General features: G+C 59.6%; 13 protein-coding genes. 4 read left to right on the top strand and 9 right to left on the bottom strand.

Annotated elements, in window-relative coordinates; genetic code table 11:
• Positions 1–311 precede the first annotated feature (311 nt).
• The 3 genes from NK8_RS37365 to NK8_RS37355 all read right to left on the bottom strand — a co-directional run bounded on the left by NK8_RS37365 (position 312) and on the right by NK8_RS37355 (position 5,377).
• On the bottom strand, positions 312–2,624 hold the full coding sequence (locus NK8_RS37365) for an NADP-dependent malic enzyme (protein ID WP_213233618.1): 2,313 nt from the start codon (positions 2,622–2,624) through the stop codon (positions 312–314).
• 73 nt (positions 2,625–2,697) lie between these two features.
• On the bottom strand, positions 2,698–4,053 hold the full coding sequence (gene dctA / locus NK8_RS37360) for a C4-dicarboxylate transporter DctA (protein WP_225936577.1): 1,356 nt from the start codon (positions 4,051–4,053) through the stop codon (positions 2,698–2,700).
• A 157-nt stretch (positions 4,054–4,210) separates the two neighbouring features.
• On the bottom strand, positions 4,211–5,377 hold the full coding sequence (locus tag NK8_RS37355; protein WP_062265935.1) for a mandelate racemase/muconate lactonizing enzyme family protein: 1,167 nt from the start codon (positions 5,375–5,377) through the stop codon (positions 4,211–4,213).
• A 119-nt stretch (positions 5,378–5,496) separates the two neighbouring features.
• Here NK8_RS37355 and NK8_RS37350 point away from each other — a divergent pair, with 119 nt between their 5' ends.
• On the top strand, positions 5,497–6,459 hold the full coding sequence (locus NK8_RS37350; RefSeq protein WP_213233616.1) for a LysR family transcriptional regulator: 963 nt from the start codon (positions 5,497–5,499) through the stop codon (positions 6,457–6,459).
• Positions 6,460–6,626: 167 nt separating this feature from the next.
• Here NK8_RS37350 and NK8_RS37345 read toward each other — a convergent pair whose 3' ends face one another.
• The 6 genes from NK8_RS37345 to NK8_RS37320 form a co-directional block, all read right to left on the bottom strand.
• Positions 6,627–7,253: a tyrosine-type recombinase/integrase gene (locus tag NK8_RS37345; RefSeq protein ID WP_213233615.1), complete on the bottom strand. Its 627-nt coding sequence runs from the start codon at positions 7,251–7,253 to the stop codon at positions 6,627–6,629.
• Positions 7,254–7,481: 228 nt separating this feature from the next.
• Entirely contained in the window at positions 7,482–7,943 is a 462-nt protein-coding gene (locus tag NK8_RS37340; protein ID WP_025527671.1) for an ester cyclase, read from the bottom strand.
• 59 nt (positions 7,944–8,002) lie between these two features.
• Positions 8,003–10,012 (bottom strand): FUSC family protein, encoded by a 2,010-nt coding sequence (locus tag NK8_RS37335; RefSeq protein ID WP_225936576.1) that lies wholly within the window; start codon positions 10,010–10,012, stop codon positions 8,003–8,005.
• Positions 10,013–10,083: 71 nt separating this feature from the next.
• Complete coding sequence (locus NK8_RS37330; protein ID WP_213233613.1) at positions 10,084–11,562, bottom strand: aldehyde dehydrogenase; 1,479 nt, start codon at positions 11,560–11,562, stop codon at positions 10,084–10,086.
• An 80-nt stretch (positions 11,563–11,642) separates the two neighbouring features.
• Positions 11,643–11,966, bottom strand: coding sequence for a DUF4148 domain-containing protein (locus tag NK8_RS37325; protein WP_213233612.1), 324 nt, complete (start codon positions 11,964–11,966; stop codon positions 11,643–11,645).
• A gap of 184 nt (positions 11,967–12,150) precedes the next feature.
• A complete protein-coding gene (locus tag NK8_RS37320; RefSeq protein ID WP_213233611.1) occupies positions 12,151–13,005 on the bottom strand; it encodes a LysR family transcriptional regulator in 855 nt (284 codons plus the stop codon).
• 950 nt (positions 13,006–13,955) lie between these two features.
• On the opposite strand from NK8_RS37320, the gene NK8_RS37315 reads away from it, so the two are divergent.
• The 3 genes from NK8_RS37315 to NK8_RS37305 all read left to right on the top strand — a co-directional run bounded on the left by NK8_RS37315 (position 13,956) and on the right by NK8_RS37305 (position 17,626).
• Positions 13,956–15,050 (top strand): IS630 family transposase, encoded by a 1,095-nt coding sequence (locus NK8_RS37315; protein ID WP_213233598.1) that lies wholly within the window; start codon positions 13,956–13,958, stop codon positions 15,048–15,050.
• Positions 15,047–15,289, top strand: coding sequence for a DUF6429 family protein (locus tag NK8_RS37310; protein ID WP_028371617.1), 243 nt, complete (start codon positions 15,047–15,049; stop codon positions 15,287–15,289). The genes NK8_RS37315 and NK8_RS37310 overlap by 4 nt, the downstream gene beginning before the upstream one ends.
• A gap of 660 nt (positions 15,290–15,949) precedes the next feature.
• Complete coding sequence (locus NK8_RS37305; protein WP_213233610.1) at positions 15,950–17,626, top strand: PRTRC system ParB family protein; 1,677 nt, start codon at positions 15,950–15,952, stop codon at positions 17,624–17,626.
• Positions 17,627–17,692: the final 66 nt, after the last annotated feature.

Raw genomic sequence — 17,692 nt, 5'->3', positions numbered from 1 at the left:
TCGCATCAGGGACGGCGCGCACGGCCGGAGCACCTAACCTGCCTGTCATTTTCCTACTCATGGCCTAGTCCTCCGACCGCAATTGTGTCGTGCTACCGGAGTATTCACAGTGCGACCCGCAGTGAACCTTCGCCGACAATCCCCACCTGGACGATCGCATCACTTCCGCGGTGGGCCGCCGGGCCGATGTGAGTCGACCCGCGTCCTTAAGGCACCAATTGCCTACGAGATCGAGGGTTAGGGGGCGACGCTATCCGCGCATCATCGACGCGAGTCGGCGGTTTGGAACCTAACGGGTCTCCCGACCACACTCAACGAGTCGCTTCCTTCAACACAGCTGTCGCATCGGCCACCAACAACGCCGTCATATTGACAATTCGACGGACCGTCGCCGAAGGGGGGAGCACATGTACGGGGAGCGCCGCACCGAGCAGAATAGAGCCGATCGCGACGTTGTTGCCCGCCGCCGCTTTAAGCAGGTTGTACGAGATATTCGCCGCGTCGATATTAGGCAGCACCAAAAGGTTCGCGTCGCCCTCTAGCGTCGAATCCGGCATTGCTTCGGCGCGTAGTTTGTGATCAAGGGCCAAGCCGCCGTGCATTTCTCCGTCGACCTGTATTTCAGGCGCGCGCTGTCGCAGAATTGCCAACGTATCGCGCATCTTCTGCGCTGAGGGCGCGTTGCTCGTGCCGAAGTTCGAGTGCGAAACCAGTGCGACCTTCGGCTCGACGCCAAAACGGCGTACTTCTTCTGCCGCCATGATTGTGATCTCGGCCAGTTCGTCGGCCGTTGGATCGACGTTCACGTGCGTATCGACGAGGAAAATCTGCCGACCCGGCAGCACCAGCGCGTTCATCGCTGCGTAGACGTTGCAGCCTTGCTTCTTGCCGATCACCTGATCGATGAAGTGTAAGTGCCGGTGCGTCGTGCTCACTATGCCGCAGATCATACCGTCTGCCTCGCCCTGCTTCACCAGCATCGCGCCGATCAGCGTCGTGCGGCGACGCATTTCCAGCTTCGCCATCTGGGGCGTGATGCCCTTGCGAGACATCATCTTGTAATACTCTTGCCAGAAGTCGCGGTAACGCTCGTCGTGATCGGTGTTCACGACCGTATAGTCCTGACCCGCCGCCAGACGCAGACCGTAGCGTGCAATCCGTTGCTCGATCACGCTCGGTCGGCCAATCAAGATGGGCGTGGCAAGCTTCTCATCGACGACAATCTGAACAGCGCGCAGTATCCGCTCTTCCTCGCCTTCCGCAAACACGATTCGCTTCTTCTCAGGCTCCACGCCACGCGCGAGCTGAAAAATTGGCTTCATGGTCGTGCCGCTTTGATACACGAACTGCTGCAAATGTTGCTTATAGGCCTCCATGTCCTCAATCGGACGCTCGGCAACGCCAGAATCCATGGCCGCTTGCGCAACAGCAGGCGCGAGCTTGACGATCAAGCGCGGATCGAATGGTTTCGGAATGAGATATTCCGGGCCAAAGGAGAGATCGCGAATGCCGTACGCTGTCGCGACAATGTCGCTCTGTTCCTGCCGCGCCAGTTCGGCCAGTGCTTTGACCGCTGCAATTTCCATTTCCCGCGTCACCGTCGTCGCGCCGGCGTCAAGCGCGCCTCGGAACAGGAATGGAAACACCAGGACGTTGTTGACCTGATTCGGAAAGTCGGCCCGCCCCGTCGCGAGGATTGCATCCGGACGCACCTCGAGCGCGAGTTCCGGAAGGATTTCCGGGGTCGGATTGGCGAGCGCCAGGATCAGCGGCTTCACGGCCATCTGTTTGACCATGTCTTGCTTGAGCACTCCACCGGCAGACAAGCCAAGGAAGACGTCCGCGCCTTCGATCACTTCAGCGAGTGTGCGCGCGCTGGTATCGCGGGCAAAACGTTCCTTGTCCGGATCCATGAGTTCTGTCCGGCCTTGGTAGACCACACCGACAAGATCAGTCACCAAGATGTTTTCAAGCGGCAGCCCAACGTCAACGAGAAGATCGAGGCACGCGAGTGCCGCAGCACCTGCACCCGACGCCACCAGCTTCACTTCCTTGATATTCTTGCCCACGACCTTCAGGCCGTTGATGATCGCGGCAGCGACGACGATCGCCGTACCGTGCTGGTCGTCGTGGAACACCGGGATCTTCATGCGTTTTCGGCATTCGCGTTCGACGATGAAGCAATCGGGCGCCTTGATGTCTTCCAGATTGATCCCGCCAAAGGTCGGCTCAAGTGCAGCAATCACGTCCACCAACTTGTGTGGATCCGACTCGTTCAGCTCGATGTCGAACACGTCGATGCCCGCGAACTTCTTGAACAGCACCGCTTTGCCTTCCATTACCGGCTTCGATGCCAGCGGCCCAATGTTACCCAGCCCAAGTACCGCAGTTCCGTTCGTGACCACGCCGACGAGGTTGCTGCGAGCCGTGAAGCGCGCAGCATTGAGCGGGTTTTCGACGATTTCCTCACATGCGAAGGCGACACCCGGGGAGTAGGCCAGCGAGAGATCACGCTGGTTGATCATTTGCTTCGTCGGAGTAATCGACAGCTTCCCGGGCGTCGGAAACTCATGGTAGTCGAGAGCGGCTTGCCGAAAGCTGGTGGTTTCAGATTGCTTTGTCATGTCATCAATTATGGGAAAGGATTGACGCGCTGGCAGTTCCGCTCGCAATCGAAGCGAGCGGAACACGAGCGATTTAATGGGCGTTTGGTCGCACGACTGGCTTGTTGCCTGTCATCGGCTCAGCTGCGAGCGGTACGACCGGCTCCAACGCATCGATGCTTGTATCGCCTTGACGATTGAGCATCGCTCGCGCGACGTTCATATCCAACGCCCCTTCCCATCGAGCTACCACAACCGTTGCCACCCCGTTCCCGATAAGGTTCGTCACTGCACGGGCCTCGTTAAGAAAACGGTCCACGCCGAGCAGAAGCACCAAACCTTCAACGGGAATCTTGTGCATCGACGCCAGTGTTGCAGCCAACGCGACGAATCCTGCGCCTGCCACGCCAGCCGAACCCTTTGAGGTTAGTAAGAGCACGCCGAGCACAAGCAACTGGTCCCAGATTGTCAAATGCACGTTCATAGCCTGCGCGATGAACATCGCCGCCATGGTCAGGTAGATCGCCGTCCCGTCAGCGTTGAAGGTATAGCCGGTAGGCAAAACCATTCCGACGACCGGTCGTGAGCAACCCATCTTCTCCATCTTGATGAGCATTTGCGGCAACACTGCTTCTGTCGAAGCCGTGCCCAGGGTGATGAAAATCTCATCCTTGATGTAGCGCAGGTACTTGAACAACGACAAGCCGCACATACGCATGACAATGCCGAGCACGACCACCACGAAGAAGATCGATGTCAGATACAGGCACAGCATCAGTTGGCCAAAAGAAGCCAGGGTACCGATCCCGTATTTGGCAATGGTGAAGGCCATCCCGCCGAAGGCGCCGATTGGTGCAACATACATTACGATTCGAACGATGCCAAACATGCCTTGCAGGAACATATCAAGCATGTCGACAAAAGGCGCCGTACGCGGGCCCAGTTTGGCGAGAGAAATGGCAAGTAACAGCGAAAAGAAGATGATCGGCAAGATTTCGCCATTGGCAAACGCGCCGACGATACTGTTCGGAACGATGCTCATCAGGAAGTCGAGCGTGCCATGCTGCTTTGCTGCTTGCTTATAGGTTGCAATCGCAGAACTGTCTATGTGCGCGGGATCGATGTTCATGCCGCTGCCGGGCTTAAATACGTTCACGACCACGAGACCCACCACAAGCGCGACAGTCGACGCGATTTCGAAATAAAGCACCGCCTTCACACCGACACGGCCAGCCTCATGAAGATCACTCATGCGGGCTATGCCGACTACAACGGATGCGAAGATGATCGGTGCCAGCAGCATCCGAATCAGTTTGATGAAAAGGTCGCCGAGTGGCTTAAGTTGCGAGCCAATATCGGGATAGAAATGCCCTAGTAATATCCCCGCTATGATGCCGATAAGGACTTGAACATAGAGCTTGGAAAGCGTTTTCCTGACTGATACCAGCATGTTTGTCTCCTATGCATGGCGTCTTCTAATGGAATCGGGGCGCGCGCCCGCAGCGCAGTCGAGCGCTGCGGTGAGCACGGCCGGATCTTCCTGCGTTCTTTTGTTGTTGTATGAACGTAGCGCCGAGGGGTGTATCGGCGCTTTGCCTATCTGAGGCTTATGAGGACAGCTTTTGCATCTCGGCGAAGAGATCGGCCTTTCCTTCAAAGCCGATGCCGGGGATGTCCGGCATGGTGATATAGCCGTTCTCAACCTTGACGCCGTCGGGGAAGCCGCCGTACGGCTGGAACAGATCCGGATACGATTCGTTACCGCCGAGTCCGAGACCTGCTGCGATGTTCAGCGACATTTGATGGCCGCCGTGCGGAATGCAGCGCTTCGGCGACCAGCCGTGCTCGTGCAGCATGTCGAGCGTGCGCAGGTATTCGACGAGGCCGTAACTCAGTGCGCAATCGAATTGCAGCCAGTCGCGGTCGGCGCGCATGCCGCCGTAGCGGATCAGGTTGCGGGCATCCTGCATCGAGAAGAGGTCTTCGCCGGTTGCCATCGGCTTGTCGTAATAATTACGCAGCGTCGCTTGCAGTTCGTAATCGAGCGGATCGCCGGGTTCCTCGTACCAGAACAGGTCGTATTGCGAGAGCGCTTTCGCGTATTGAATTGCGGTATCGAGATCGAAGCGACCGTTGGCATCCACGGCGAGCTTCTGGCCGTCGCCGAGCACGCTCAGAATCGAATCGATGCGACGCAGGTCTTCATCAAGCGATGCGCCGCCGATCTTCTTCTTCACGACCGTATAGCCACGGTCGATGTAGCTACGCATTTCGTCCTTGAGCTTATTGTGATCTTGCCCCGGATAGTAGTACCCGCCTGCTGCGTACACGAAGATTTTGCGATCGGGCGTGCCGTTGCCGTATCGGTCTGCGAGCAGTTGGAACAATGGCTTGCCTTCAATCTTCGCCACGGCGTCCCAGACAGCCATGTCGATCGTGCCGATCGCCACCGAACGCTCGCCATGACCGCCGGGCTTTTCGTTGGTGAACATCGTTGCCCAGATTTTGTGGGGGTCGAGATTGTCACCAGCATCGTTCACGAGTGAAGCGGGATCTGCTTCCAGGAGACGCGGGATAAAGCGTTCGCGCATCAACTTGCCTTGACCATAGCGGCCGTTCGAATTGAAGCCGTATCCGATCACCGGCTTGCCGTCGCGAATCACGTCGGTAACGACGGCGACGAGACTCAGCGTCATCTTGCTGAAGTCGATATAGGCATTGCGGATTGGGGAACTGATAGGAACGGTCTTTTCGCGGATTTCAACGATTCTCACGGCTTGTCTCCTGAGTTTTGGAAGCATATTGCGACCCCCTCGGCTGCAATATGGAACGTAGCTTAACTGCGAAAAACGCTGCTAAACTGCACTTCTGTTCACAACACTATTCAAGTCCAGTGAATACTGAAACCCAGACCGCTACCGATTTCGAGTTCTTCATTCTTCTAGCGAAGCTTAAAAGTATGTCGGGTGCGGCGCGGGCGCTCGATCTGTCCCCACCCGCAGCGACGAAACGACTCGGCGTTATCGAGCAGCGCTTAGGCGTTCGTCTGGTGAATCGGACGACTCGAAGCGTGAGCCTCACGCCTGAAGGCGAGACCTACCTGCGATACGCCTTGCAGATCGTCGGGCAAGTACGCGAGATGGAAGAGGCGATTTCCGGGACCAAAGGTGATCCGCAAGGTCTCTTGCGCATTAATGCGACGCTTGGGTTCGGACGCACTACGATTGCGCCGCTGGTGTCGGAGTTCGCCAAGCGATTTCCTGGCGTCGAAGTTCAATTTGAAGTGACAGATCGTCCCGTGGATCTTGTGGAAGGCGCGTTTGACATGGCGATCAGGTTCGGCGAATTACCCGACACCCGCTTGAGCGCGCGTCGCATCATGAGTAATCGCCGATTTTTGTGCGCCTCGCCGAAATACCTGGAGAAACATGGCACGCCCGTGCGAGTTGAAGATTTGTCTGAGCACCGATGCATCATCCACCGACAGAACGAGGATGCTTATGGGGTGTGGCGTTACATCGTGAACGACCACACCGAGGCGATTAAAGTGAAAGGCGCGTTATCAAGCAACGACGGCGATATCGTGCTGCGCTGGGCATTGGAAGGACACGGAATATTGATTCGCTCGGAATGGGATCTTGCGAAGTATTTGCAGAGCGGTCGGCTCAGCCTTGTTTTGCCGAACACGGTTCTCCCCTCTGCCGACCTGTTTGTTTACTACCCGCGACAAAGAAATCAGACGGCTCGTGCGCGCGCCTTCATTGATTTTCTGGTGAGTCGATTCCAAGCGCCGTTCACCCCTGTCGATACGGGTACCGAACCCCGTGAACGGAGAAAGCGGAGTCTGCGCAAGTAGGTCTTGTTTGCCGAATGTCGGTGCAGGCAGGCGATCGCGATGCCGCAACATCGTGATCCTGACGGATGACTCCTTTCATAGGACTAGGCGCCGCTCAGGAGGCACCAAAAGAGTCGAGCTAAGGACCGCTCATGGCCGGCAAGCGCCCGCTCACCGGCCAACAGTTATCAGACTTCGGTTTGTTCGGCCATCTCAAGCGCGTCATCCACCTCGATACCGAGGTATCGAACGGTGCTCTCAAGCTTGGTATGGCCCAAGAGCAACTGAACCGAGCGCAGGTTCTTAGTGCGTCGATATATCAGGGCTGCCTTCGTGCGGCGCATCGTGTGGGTGCCATACGCGGCGTCATCCAGCCCGATTGATGCGACCCAACGATGTACGATGCGTGCATACTGGCGCGTGGACACGTGCGCTGACGCGTGCAGTCGACTGGGAAACAGATAGTCGGCGGGCTTCAGCCCCCGAGCCGAGATCCAGGCCGCGACACTCTGCCGGGTTTGCTCTGTGATTTCGAACTGGACTGGTCGCTGCGTCTTCTGCTGCATGAAAGTCGCTCGCGAGACCACGTGACCTCCCATGCAGACGTCTTGAACCTGCAAGCGCGTTAAATCGCACGCCCGAAGCTTGCTGTCGATGGCAAGGTTGAACATCGCCAACTCGCGTGCGTTGGAAGACATCTGCAGCCTCGTTCGAATCGCCCATATTTCCCGAAGCTTCAACGGAGGTTTCTGGCCGGTCAGCCTCCCCTTATTCCATGGCACCCGGCGAGCGCCGGAAGAAGTAAGCGTTTCCATGACAATCTCCTCTTCCACGAAGGGAGATTGATTGTGCACTTGGTGGAGTGGGCGATCTTCGACCCATTGCCGCCGGACATTCGGTCACATGTCCACAGGCAGCTAATAAAGTGTTCCGGACGTACACGACCGCGACGGCGGTCCGGACAATGTCTCGGCTTCACAGAAGTTGCGCCCTTGCCGCCGTCTGCCCTAATGGCGCATTCGCGTGCAACAACGCGCGAAAGCTTACAGGCCCGACTTGTTTGATGCAGGCTTGAGAAACTCAGCGGAGCTATTTCCCGCAGTCACACCGCGCAGCACCTCCAGCGCACTGCGTTCCACCCAGTTGTGCCGCAGCAGCCCGTCCTCGCCGACATGCAGGACGGCCGTTCCCGTCATGTCGATCGGTAAGCCTGTCGGCTCCGAACCCATGAAACCATTGTTCTTCCCCGTGACCCGCCATCGACTGGCCACCCGATCGCCGATTTCGTTCTGAAACGTCTCGATCACATCGAACTCGAACTCATCGATGCTGGCGAGGAACGCAGCAACCCACTTCTTGAACGTGTCACGCGACTTGATCTCCACCCCGCCCGAGGTGACCGTGAAATCGTCGGTAACCAGATGATCCGCTGCGTGCGGATTGCGCAATTGCCAGACTTCACGCCAGAACCTCTCGACGACCTGCACTGAATTCTTCCGTGCCATTTCAACTTTCTCCTTCATGCAGAACAAAAAATTTGGCGCTCCGCCGCCTTCGAAACCTCTCATCGAGCCGGCGCAACTCGCAGCGCAGCAACGTGCTCCAGCAGCGAGATGATTTCGGCAATTCTGGCCCGGATGGCCAGTACGGTTTGATCGGCGTGCCACGTGGATTGAAGCTCAGCATCGGCCGCAATGAGCCGTGCGTGCCACGCATGAGGCTCGATATTCCTGAGATCCGAAAGCAACAGGTCCAGTACCTTTCGCGCGACCGGTGGAAGCGTTCGAGCACCGATGCGCAAATCATTCTTCAGTGCGAGCAGTTCTGAACCTATCTCGATCCACGACATGCATTGTTCCACTTCCTCTGCGGATGCAGCGGGCAATGCTATTCGCACGAGCGCGTCGATGCTTCGGCTCTGCCACGCGTGATGCGTGATGGCCGTTCGCCGCTCGACGCGCGACGCAATCAACGTCCCGACCGTGCCGGCGATTCCCATCAGACGGCGTTTGCGCCGCCGGCTCTCAAATCCGCGCGATGGAACCAGATGAAATGCCAGCGCGGCCAGCGCCGAGCCCGCGAGTACACCTGCTGCATTGCTGCTCACCACGCTTGCCGTTGTATGCGCTATCGCTGCCGGATCGGACACGACGAGGAATACCAGGCAGAAGCCCGACGCCCAGAAACTATTCGACAGAAGCGACGACCACACAATCGCCAGAAAAACGATGCCGCCCTCCGCGAGCGCGATTGCCACCGGTTGCGCAATGTGCGGCGCAACCGTCACGCAGAACACCAGCGCAGCGCCGGCTCCCACGGCGCCCGAAGCCAGAAAATGGATTGCTGTATGTCGCGGGTCGGGCCTGATCGCGAAGAGGGCGATCGCGATAGCCGTGAACGCAACGAACAGCGGCCCGCCTTGCCAGCCGGTGTTCATCCAGATCACTCCGGCGAGCAGCAATGCAGCCGCAGCGCGTAACGCCGCGGCTATCGCGTAAGTTCGATCGCGTGTATAAAGGGGCGCGGGATAGCTTTCTGCAAGGTCATTTCGACTTTCTTCGGCCCCTGTCAAACGGGCGAACACGCGCAGCGCTCCTTCCGTGGCGCCGAGCAGTGCTGAGACGAGATCGATGCATCGGCGTTCGATGACGGTTGCGGCCTGAGCCAATGAAAGCGTGACGTGCAACGAGCGCAGTTGCGCGAGAAAGACGGCTGTCGTGTCGGATTCGGCTGCGCCATCGCCACGCAACTCACGAGCGATCGACCTGAGCAATACCGATGCTTCGACAACGACTGCCCCGATCTCGTCGCTTATTGCATTCCCTGGTGACGCGGCCGCTTCGATGTTCCGCTCGATGCCTCTCGACACCACGAGCAGACTCAGAAGCGCCGGCACGACGCCGCGCAGACCACCGGTGCGGGTCCACAGCGCCGGCGACTCAGCGGCCGCGCTCAGCACCGCGCCGTCAAGCGCGAGGATATCGCTGAATTGCCGACGCAGTCGTTGCGGGCCAGTGCCGTCGATGGCCCGCAGGCGTGGCACGCCTGCAAGCCGGGCCGCGCACCACGCGCATGCCGCGCTTATCGCATGGCGGATGCGTCGGGCTGCATGGCCGCCCTGCACAGGCTCGCGCGAGAAGACGGTGACAAGCAACGCGCATGCAATACCGATGAGCACCCCGGCGCAGCGATCCTTGCCGACCTCGAACAACTGTGCGGATTCGCCTGACAACGACATCGCGATGATGACGGCGCTGTAACCCGCCAGCACCGCACCGTATGCGCGGTAATTGCGCAATGAGGCGCCCGCATGGACACACGCGGCAAGCCACACCGCCAGCAGGCCGACAAGCAGCGGCGCGTTGCCGTGCGCAACCAGCACCAGCAGCACGCCGACGGGCGCACCGACAGCCGTGCCGAGCGCGCGGCCGAGCGACTTCAACAGACTGTCTCCGCGTGCCGGAATCGCCAGCGAGACCACGGTCCACGCGGCCCAATGCGGCTCGTGAAGGCCAGCGAGCATCGCGCAGAGCAGGCCTAACGCAGCCTCCAGCGCAGTGCGGCCGGCGAACATCACAAGGCCGCGAGAGGGTATCCACGTCGAACGCATAGTCTTGACCTGCCTGCTTGGGTATCCGCTTTTGCCTAGCTCAGCACGAACGGGTTTTCGACACCCGGCGTCGGATTGATGAACACGCTCTTTGCTTCGAGGTATTCGTAGACCGCGCGAATCCCGTTTTCACGGCCGATTCCCGAGGCCTTCACGCCGCCGAACGGTGCGAGATAGCTGACGAGGCGATAGGCATTGACCCACACGCTGCCCGCTTCCAGCCGCTTCGGCACCGTCATGGCGCGGCGAAGGTCGCGCGTCCAGACACCGGCCGCGAGACCATAGTTGCTGTCGTTGGCTATGGCGATCGCTTCCTCCTCCGTGTCGAACTTGATGACCGCCACGACGGGTCCGAACACTTCCTCCTGAGCGATGCGCATGTCGTTGCGCACATCGACGAAAATGGTCGGTTCGACAAACAGGCCTTTCTCCGTGCCGGGTCGCGTCGAGCGATGACCGCCCAACACGAGGCGTGCGCCTTCCTGTTTCGCCACGTCGATGTAGTACAGCGTTTTCTCGAGTTGCGGCTGAGTCGATACGGGACCCATGTTCGTATCCGGCGACATCGGATCGCCGAGCCGTACACCCTTCATGAAATTCACCAGCCGTTCGACGAACTCGTCATGGATGCTCGAATGCACGAGCAGGCGCGATCCCGCCATGCAGCTTTGGCCCGTGGCCGAAAAAATGGCGGTGACGGCGCCTTTCACGGCATCGTCGAGGTTGGCATCTTCGAACACGATGTTGGCCGACTTGCCGCCCAGTTCGAGCGAAACGCGCTTGAACGAGCGCGCCGCGTTCTCGTAGACATGGCGACCGCCGCCTTCGCTGCCGGTGAAAGCGACGCGCGCGACGAGGGGATGACCGACCAGCGGTTCGCCGACTTCCTTACCGAAGCCGGTCACGATATTGACGACGCCATCCGGCACGCCCGCCTCTTCGCACAGCTTCGCAAAGAGAATGGAAGACGCCGACGAGAATTCCGATGGCTTGATGACGACCGTATTGCCGGCGGCGAGCGCTGGGGCGATTTTCCACACCGCGAGCAGCAGCGGAGAATTCCACGGTGCGATCGTCGCGACGACACCGAGCGGCTCGAACGTGCTGTAGTGAAAAATGCCCGCCTTATCGAACGGCGTAACATCGCCCTGAATCTTGTCGGCGAGACCGCCAAAGTAGTAGAACCATTGCGGCAGATATTGCATCTGCTTCAGCATTTCGGCTTTCAGCTTGCCGTTGTCCCTGACCTCCAGCTCGGCGAGTTCCTCTGCATGCGCGGCAATGGCATCGCCGATCCTGTGAAGCGTCATCCCACGCTGGCTCGCGGTCATCGCGGCCCACGGGCCGCTTCTAAATGCAGCATGCGCCGCGCGCACGGCTGCATCGACATCGTCGGCCGTGCCGCGCGGCACCTCCGCCCAGACTTCGCCGTTGTAGGGATTGATACTCTCGAAGGTCCGGCCATCGCTCGCACCGCGCCACTCGCTGCCGATGCGCATCTTGAACTGTTCCATCACGGTACTCCTTGCCTGTCTGACGTGAGCCGGCAGCCGCATCACTTGCGACAGATGCCGGCGCTGTTACGCATTGGCGGTCATTGACCGAAATAGATGCTGTCCCGTGCTTCCGGCGCGGTCACGGTGCGGCGCCCGCTTTGCGTGCCGCCTGTGGCGGTGCCGCCCACGGAAGAGGCGTCGGTATTCGCGGCGCTCGTGCCGGCGTTCTGGAGCGCGGCGGCTGCGCGCAGTTGGGCGTCGGGATAGGTGGCGTCGGGCGCGTCGAACACGCCCGCTGCGCGGGCCTGAACGAGTTCGGCCCGGACTTCTTCGCGGGTCTTGCCGTGCGTGGCAGACTCGGCGAACACAGACGACGATACGATAGCGCCGGCAATGATGGCCGGGATCAAAAAGCGTTTCATTTCGTGCTCCTTGGCGGATAGATGAGAAGCTGTTCGACGATCAGGCGGCAGGTGTGCGATCTGCCGTGTGCCTGTTCGTCGATCGGTGAATGCATTATTGCCACCGGCCTTCTATCCGCCAATTCCCGAAATGTGCGTACCGTCCTGGAGAAAATGCACAAGCTGTCGCGGCGCGCTGCCCGCGTCAGCCGTTACCGGGAAAGCAGCTTGCAATGAACTGCATGACACTGCGGATCGCCGGAGCGTGCCGCAGATCGTTGTGAATGGAGAGCCATATCTCGCGCTGCATTGGCTCGCCCGGCCGTTCGACGATGCTGAGGCTCTCGTCCCAGTCTCCGAGAAAGTAGGGCAAAATTGCCACCCCGACACCTGCCCGCGCGGCGGCTGCCTGCACGTCGAGACTATTGCTGCGCAGAACGACGGGACGTGACTTCGTCTGCGCGTCCAGCCAGATCTGCTGAGCCGATCCTTCGAGACTGTCGTCATATCCGATGAACTCGTAGTCTTCGGGCGCACGAGACGCCAGATAGTCCGGCGACGCGTAAAACGCGAACGGAACCACGCCGATCTTGCGTGCGACGAGATCGGCCTCGGTGGGCCTGCTCAGACGAACTGCAATATCCGCTTCCCTTCTTATCAGCGACACATTGCGCGTGTCGGCGATCAGGCGGACGCGAAGCGCCGGATGCTGCACGCGCAGCCTGCCCAGATGAGTTGCAATGACGTTGCTCGACATCGACGGCGGCGCGCTGATCACCACCTCGCCGCTAACGACTTCCTGTCCGCCGACCGACATTCGCTCCACCGCAAACGACTCTTCCTGCATGCGCCTGCCCCGTTCGGCGATGCGTTCACCGTCTTCCGTCAGCACATAGGCGCGTGGGCGGCGGTCAACCAGCTTGAGTTCGAGGGACTGTTCGAGCGAAGCGATCCTGCGCGCGACGGTCGCGTGATCGACCTTCAGATGCCGGGCGGCTTTCGCGAGCGATTGTTCCTGACTGAATGCGACGAAGTGGCGTAAATCCTCCCAGTCGAACATGAACTCTCTCCTTGCCGCTTTGACGATGGAAAATCCCGCAATGGGACAACCGAACAAGGATATTAAAAGCAAACACGACAGAGCTCGCCGAAACTACGACGTATAGGCTATGTGCATTCATGCATATGGGCTACGCATGGTTGCGGGGAAGGTTGCCCTCAACTGGAAGCGCGTGATCGAAAGGAGACGACAAAGCGCCTGTGCCAACACTACACTTCCGTCCCCCTCCACCCGTGCTGACTCGCCTGAGCGAATCAGCGTCCGCTACCTGTCTGCAGCCGACTTTCGAATGTCCGTGTCGCCGTGGACATGAATGACCGGATGTGGCCGGATAGAGCCTATCGCGAACGGTCCCCTGGATCAGCGAAGAACCTTTTTCCCCCCTTCACCCGAGATTTGGTGACCGTTCGCGCCACGCGTTGGGGTGTTCTCGCCATCGCGAGCGCGAGTGTTCGTTGCGCCGCATCATTTGGCCCTTAAAGCCAATACGCTCCGTTCGCGGTCTGGTGTCCCCCGGTTATGCGCCGATCGTCTTGGGCGCCGGCGTTCTGCCGGCGCACTTTTTCACTCATGGCATGATGCGAACAGGTTCCACTTCGAGCGCCGGTCACGCCACGACAATGCTATGAGTGATTGGCCGACACCCCGCAGCCGATCCATCACCTTCACCGTCCCAACGCATTTAGCCGAAGCACTCCAAGCGACCGTTGACGACTTCCTTGTTAAAGCGGCGGGCGGAACGACACCCGCGCAGCGGGCGGCCGAGATACGCGCTCAGGATCGCGACGCGAGCTTGGATTCGCTTGCCCATCTCTTTGACGTAGCGGAAGGTAGCTCCGGACAAGCGCGCGTCGCTGCCCAGTTCCTAGTGTCCTGAGTTAAAAATTCATTGAATGATGCCGACCACGTACTAAAGTGTTCTGTGTGGCACTTGATGCGAGGAGGCAGGGATGAGCGGACGGCCCAAAGGGGAACTGGTGCTGAGCGAATCGGAGCGCAAAGAACTGCAAGCACTGACATTGCGACGCAAGACCGCACAGGCCCTCGCATTGCGGGCCCGCATCGTGTTGGCCTGTGCCGATGGACTGGACAACAGAAGTGTCGCGGCGAAACAGCGGGTCACTCAGCAAACGGTGTCGAAGTGGCGGGCGCGGTTCGTCATGAATCGTCTGGACGGACTGCTCGATGCGCCTCGGCCCGGCGCGCCGAGAACGATTGATGATGCGCGCGTCGATGCGGTTATTGCAAAGACGCTTGAGTGCGTGCCTGTCGGCGCAACTCACTGGAGCACGCGCACGATGGCTCGTGAGATGAAACTGTCGCAAACGGCGGTCACGCGGATCTGGCGTGCTTTTGGTTTGCAGCCGCATCGGCAGGAAACGTTCAAACTCTCCAGTGATCCGATGTTCGTCGACAAGGTGCGAGATATCGTCGGGCTTTACTTGGATCCGCCGCTTAAGGCCATGGTGTTGTGCGTGGACGAAAAGAGCCAGATTCAGGCGCTCGATCGCACGCAACCCATGTTGCCGTTGGCACCCGGCATCGCTGAACGACGCACGCACGATTACATGCGTCACGGCACGACCACGCTGTTCGCGGCGCTGGACATCGCGACTGGCGAGGTGATCGGCGAGGTACATCGGCGCCATCGCAGCAGCGAATTCGTGCGTTTTCTGCGCACCATCGAAGCCAGCGTGCCGTCGCACCTGGATGTGCATCTGGTGATGGACAACTATGGCACGCACAAAACGCCCTCGATCAAAGCCTGGTTCGCCCGTCATCCCCGCTTCCATGTTCATTTCACGCCCACCTCGGCGTCGTGGCTTAATCAGGTCGAACGATGGTTCGCCTCGCTCACTGAAAAATACCTTCGACGCGCTACGCATCGCTCGACACGTCAACTCGAAGACGCGATCCGTCAATACCTGGAGATCTATAACGCCAATCCACAGCCGTTCTCTTGGAGCAAGTCGGCTGATGAAATTCTGGCCAGTCTCGAACGGTTCTGTATGCGGGTCACGAAGGCCGCGGGCGAAGCATCATGAACATCAACACCGACGCAATTGATGAAGTCGCCTTGGCACTTCTCTACCTGACCCTGCATGACCGATACCGTGCATGGAAGGGTTTCGACTGGGATGTACTGAACCGGCTCTACGAACGAGGTTTCATCGAAGACCCGGTCAACAAGACGAAGTCCGTGATCTTTACCGAAGAAGGATTGCGCGAGTCCGAGCGGCTCTTTAATCAACATTTCGTCATTCCAGAAAGACCGGGAAATTGATTCAACGAACTTCTAACTCACGACACTAGCAGGCCTCTACAATGGCGACGACTTCCCATTCAACCTCTGGGACTTTCGACGGCTCGACGATGATTTGCTGGAGCACTGCATGCAGTTGCTGCGGCTGGACAGTCGGCACGCGACGGAAGTGCATCGTTACTTTCCTAATGGAGAAGCCCGCTGGCTGGCGATGATCAGACGATGGGGGCTGGCTGATGAGCCGGCGCACACGCCGCTGCCGGACGACGGCCTCGTGCATTCGTGTCAGTACGAAAACAAGCTGGACGCGCCCGGGTATCGAGACGTCACACTATTCTTTAAGGTCGCGGTCGGTGCAGACGACGTTCGGTCAGTCGGCCTCGCGTTATCTGCGGCCGATTCAGAGCGGCTCGCGGCGGACATCGTCGCGGTACATCGCCTCGCGTGGACGCGCGGCAAGCCGTTGGACGCGGACGAGATGAGCCGCGCCCCGCCTGGCTATGAAAGACGACATAAATTCGTGAGCTTTCGCGGGGCAAGCTCGCGAAATAACCCGCTATCTTTGCTCTATCACCCGCGTCATAGACGCATCGACCCCGCGCTGACTTTCGTCAGCCCACGTTGTTCAACCCTTTGGGAACCACTCCCAAAGGGGGCAGGTTCCCTCTCAGGAGCCCTGCCATGCAACAGCAACCTACTCTCGCCCTCAAGCAAATTCAGGTCAGCGTCAATCCCCGCAAGTACTTCGATGCGGCGGAGATGGAAGAGCTGACCGCGTCTGTTCGCGAAAAGGGCGTCATTCAGCCTGTCATCGTGCGCACGCTCGCTGACGGCGGCTTCAGCCTCGTCGCTGGTGGCCGCAGATACAAGGCGGCGCTCGCGGCGCACGGCGAAGACTATGAAATCCCGGTCGTCGTTCGAGACATCGATGAGGTCGAAGCGAAGCAACTCGCCATCATCGAGAACATCCAGCGAGCCGACATGTCACCCGCTGAAGAAGCGATCGCCGCGGCCGAGCAAGTCGGGCTGTGCAAAGGCGATCGCGACGAAGTCGCGCGCATCTTCGGCTGGTCGCGTGCGACGTTGGATAAGCGTCTCGCGCTGACGAACTGCAGCACGCCTGTGCTCGATGCGCTCAGCACGCGCCAGATCCTCCTCGGTCACGCCGAGCTGCTCGCTGCGGTCCCCAAGGAGACGCAGGACAAGCTGCTGCCGGTGATCATCAAGGAGGGTAAGGCGGTGGCGGAGGTCAAGAAAACCATCGAACAGGTCGCCTGTTCGTTGGCAGCCGCGATCTTCGACAAGGCCGACTGCGCTGGATGCCCGCACAACTCGTCCACGCAGGGTGAGATGTTCGGCGAATCCATCGGTACGGGAAACTGTGCGAACCGCACCTGCTACAACGAGAAGACCCAAAAGATGCTCGAAGCGACGGCCACTGGCCTGCGCGACGAATATCCGGTCGTGCGCATCGTACGTGCTGGCGACAACCACACGCGCGTGCAACTCGCCGTCGACGGCCCGAAGGGCGTCGGCGAAGAGCAGGCGAAGGCGTGTCACGCGTGCCAGAACTACGGTGCGGCGGTGAGCGGCCTGCCTGACTCGATCGGCAAGGTCTATCGCGGCCAGTGTTTCGACACCGTCTGCAACATGAAGAAGGTGGCCGCGCAACTGCAAGCGGTCAAAGCCCCGACGCAGTCGAAGCCCGAAGCAGCCAAGGCGGGCGCGAAAGCGTCGCCTGCAGCAGCGAAGGCAGCAGCCGGTTCGTCAACGCCATCGACGACAAGCAATCCGCCGGCGACGGTGGTGGCTGAGTCGGACCGGATCAAAGCGTATCGCGTGGCGTTGTGGCGTAAAGCCCTGCGCCGCGAGGTGGGAGCCGATCCCGCGCTAGCTCAGCGATACCTCGTTGCGATCGCACTGTCCGACCAGATGCGCTGCGTCGATCAAAAGACGCTCTCGGGCATCTGGGAAAAGCTCACCGAGGAGCAGGTCGCGTCCGGTGACGTGTCGAAAGCTGCAGCCTCGACGGCTGCCGCAGACGACGCGAAGCTCGCGCATGCCGTCACCGGTGTGACGGTTGCCGCGATCCAGGGCCTCGATGTCCAGCACCTCACGCGTCTGTGCAAGCACCATCACCTCGATCTCGCCAAGCACTGGAAGCTCTGCAAAGAGTTTCTGGAGTTGATCACGAAGTCCGAAATGATGGTGGTTGCCGACGAGCTGGGCATTCGTGCCGCGCTCGGCGACAACTTCAAGAAGGTCTTCGGCAAGTCCAAGTCCGAGGTCATCGACGCGCTTCTGGCAGTCGAAGGCTTCGACTACGCGGGGAAGATCCCGAAGGTGCTCAAGTTCTAACGCGCGGCTCGCCCGCATCGATCGTAGTTTCCATCCCTTTAAAGACCGCCTCCGCGCGGTCTTTTT

It is taken from the genome of Caballeronia sp. NK8, assembly GCF_018408855.1.
In the GTDB taxonomy this organism is placed as follows: Bacteria; Pseudomonadota; Gammaproteobacteria; order Burkholderiales; family Burkholderiaceae; genus Caballeronia.
This window is presented reverse-complemented; position numbering and strand designations above follow the sequence as displayed.

Bases quoted from the DNA above. Each gene is read 5' to 3' on its own strand.
- dctA (WP_225936577.1), bottom strand. From the start codon at position 4,053: ATGCTGGTATCAGTCAGGAAAACGCTTTCCAAGCTCTATGTTCAAGTC.
- NK8_RS37315 (WP_213233598.1), top strand. From the start codon at position 13,956: ATGAGCGGACGGCCCAAAGGGGAACTGGTGCTGAGCGAATCGGAGCGC.
- NK8_RS37340 (WP_025527671.1), bottom strand. From the start codon at position 7,943: ATGGCACGGAAGAATTCAGTGCAGGTCGTCGAGAGGTTCTGGCGTGAA.
- NK8_RS37305 (WP_213233610.1), top strand. From the start codon at position 15,950: ATGCAACAGCAACCTACTCTCGCCCTCAAGCAAATTCAGGTCAGCGTC.
- NK8_RS37320 (WP_213233611.1), bottom strand. From the start codon at position 13,005: ATGTTCGACTGGGAGGATTTACGCCACTTCGTCGCATTCAGTCAGGAA.
- NK8_RS37310 (WP_028371617.1), top strand. From the start codon at position 15,047: ATGAACATCAACACCGACGCAATTGATGAAGTCGCCTTGGCACTTCTC.
- NK8_RS37325 (WP_213233612.1), bottom strand. From the start codon at position 11,966: ATGAAACGCTTTTTGATCCCGGCCATCATTGCCGGCGCTATCGTATCG.
- NK8_RS37335 (WP_225936576.1), bottom strand. From the start codon at position 10,012: ATGTTCGCCGGCCGCACTGCGCTGGAGGCTGCGTTAGGCCTGCTCTGC.
- NK8_RS37365 (WP_213233618.1), bottom strand. From the start codon at position 2,624: ATGACAAAGCAATCTGAAACCACCAGCTTTCGGCAAGCCGCTCTCGAC.
- NK8_RS37345 (WP_213233615.1), bottom strand. From the start codon at position 7,253: ATGGAAACGCTTACTTCTTCCGGCGCTCGCCGGGTGCCATGGAATAAG.
- NK8_RS37330 (WP_213233613.1), bottom strand. From the start codon at position 11,562: ATGGAACAGTTCAAGATGCGCATCGGCAGCGAGTGGCGCGGTGCGAGC.